Source organism: Lyngbya sp. CCY1209 (assembly GCF_055795065.1).
Genome location: NZ_JAYFER010000160.1, coordinates 1 through 1,639, shown reverse-complemented (window position 1 = coordinate 1,639; position 1,639 = coordinate 1). Strand labels below are relative to the sequence as shown.

Annotated in this window: 2 protein-coding genes; one reads left to right on the top strand and one right to left on the bottom strand. The window is 43.7% G+C overall.

Features of this window, described 5'->3' with window-relative positions:
• Window positions 1–185: 185 nt before the first annotated feature.
• Window positions 186–635, bottom strand: coding sequence for a hypothetical protein (locus AC0QHF_RS02190; protein ID WP_324702544.1), 450 nt, complete (start codon window positions 633–635; stop codon window positions 186–188).
• 336 nt (window positions 636–971) lie between these two features.
• On the opposite strand from AC0QHF_RS02190, the gene AC0QHF_RS02185 reads away from it, so the two are divergent.
• The coding region (locus AC0QHF_RS02185) for a helix-turn-helix domain-containing protein (protein ID WP_324702543.1) at window positions 972–1,639 on the top strand (668 nt) is incomplete at its 3' end.

Here is a 1,639-nt window from a genome sequence, read left to right as displayed (position 1 = left end):
GCTAATAGCTCAAATCATCTGAAGATGATTGGGGAGGTTTAGGAGGGGATAACCGGATCTGATGTTAGGCTTGATCTGTAAAATGGAGGCGATCGTCACCTTCGGCAGGATGACTGGGTGCTATCTCTATCCAGCAAATCTCATCACCTGGATTGAGTGACTCGGGTTGTTCCTCTTCCTGCCATTCAATCTGTGCGATCGGATTTAACGAAGACGTTTACCTTCTTTCCAATTGAAGATACGAAGACGTTTACCTGACCTCTTGAAGAGATGAAAATATTAGTGACACCTTCTTTAATTCCTCCCTTGGCTACATCTTTTGAGGTGGCTTTCACTACCTCAGTAGTCTGTTTTTCATCATCTTCCAGGGTAGCTTCCACCACATCAGCAGTCTGGTTTTTATCATCTTTCGGGGTGTCTTTCCCCTCTTCATTATCCAGATCTTTATTTCCTTTATTTGAACGAATTATTTGAAAAATTAAACCAGCAATCGCAGCGAATGTCAGTAATAAGCCCAGCCACCCGGCAACGATAAAGGCGACAATAAGTAAAACGACAATAATTACTAAAAGACTAACAACACAACCCCAGCCATCCTGACCTTTCTGAATAGAATTATTTGTATCTTCAGTCATATTTAACAATCCTCAGCCTTGACTCAATCATGTACAGTCGTTGCGAAGTGATTATGCACTAGAACTTGAATGGGCTTTTTCTGTCCTCAATCAGATCACCCTGAACAACTGATAAAGTGTGACTATTAACGTTATATCAGTTTTGCAAGTCAGAAAAAGTAATAAAAAGTAACAAAAAAGTCAGCAAAAAGTAACGTTTCTGTTGTACCATATTCTAAACCGATCATTCTGGTCGATCGCAGAATTGGTACGCCCCAGCTCGGGAGTGAAGCGCGGGTACTGACTCTGTTTCCAACCGATGGTATGGTTATGAGAGCTTTTGAGGGTCTGGGAGCCATGACAGTGGACGAAGCGCTGGCGATCGCGGAAGTCGTACTCGATTATGAACGCCTCAACGATGTTCAAGAGATCGTGTTTCGTCAGGCTTGGGAGGGTTTATCTTACCGTGACATGGCCCACAACACTGGCTATGCTGAGGACTACCTCAAGGATGCGGGGGCAAAACTCTGGAAGCTGCTCACAGAGGCATTTGGGGAAAAGGTCAAAAAGGGTAATTTAAGGTCAGTTCTGAAGCGATATTTATGGCGGAATCAAATCACTGTACATCGTAATCAGGTGACTGGAGTTAATTTGAGTGGAGCAAATCTGGGGAGTACAAGAGTTGTCGGAAATCTATATGAATCCAACTTTTGTCAAGCGGATGTATATAAAAACAAAAAATCCGACAACTCAGAAGAAGGTAAAAATACCGAATCTGAGCAGCAGACTACCTCGGAATCATTATCCTATGATTGGAATGGTTGGCAGTTTCGCTCCCAAGCAGAAGTGAATATTGCAGAAGCCCTCGATCGCGCCGATGTTTTGTTCTTCCCCAACGCCAAGGCACGGTTGAACACCCCGAACGGAAAGCAAAACCCATCCCCTCATTTTCTGATCTGTTGCAAAGCAAAGCTGGGAATTTTAGCGGTAGATGTAGATCATCGCGATCGCGAATCCAGCACTGA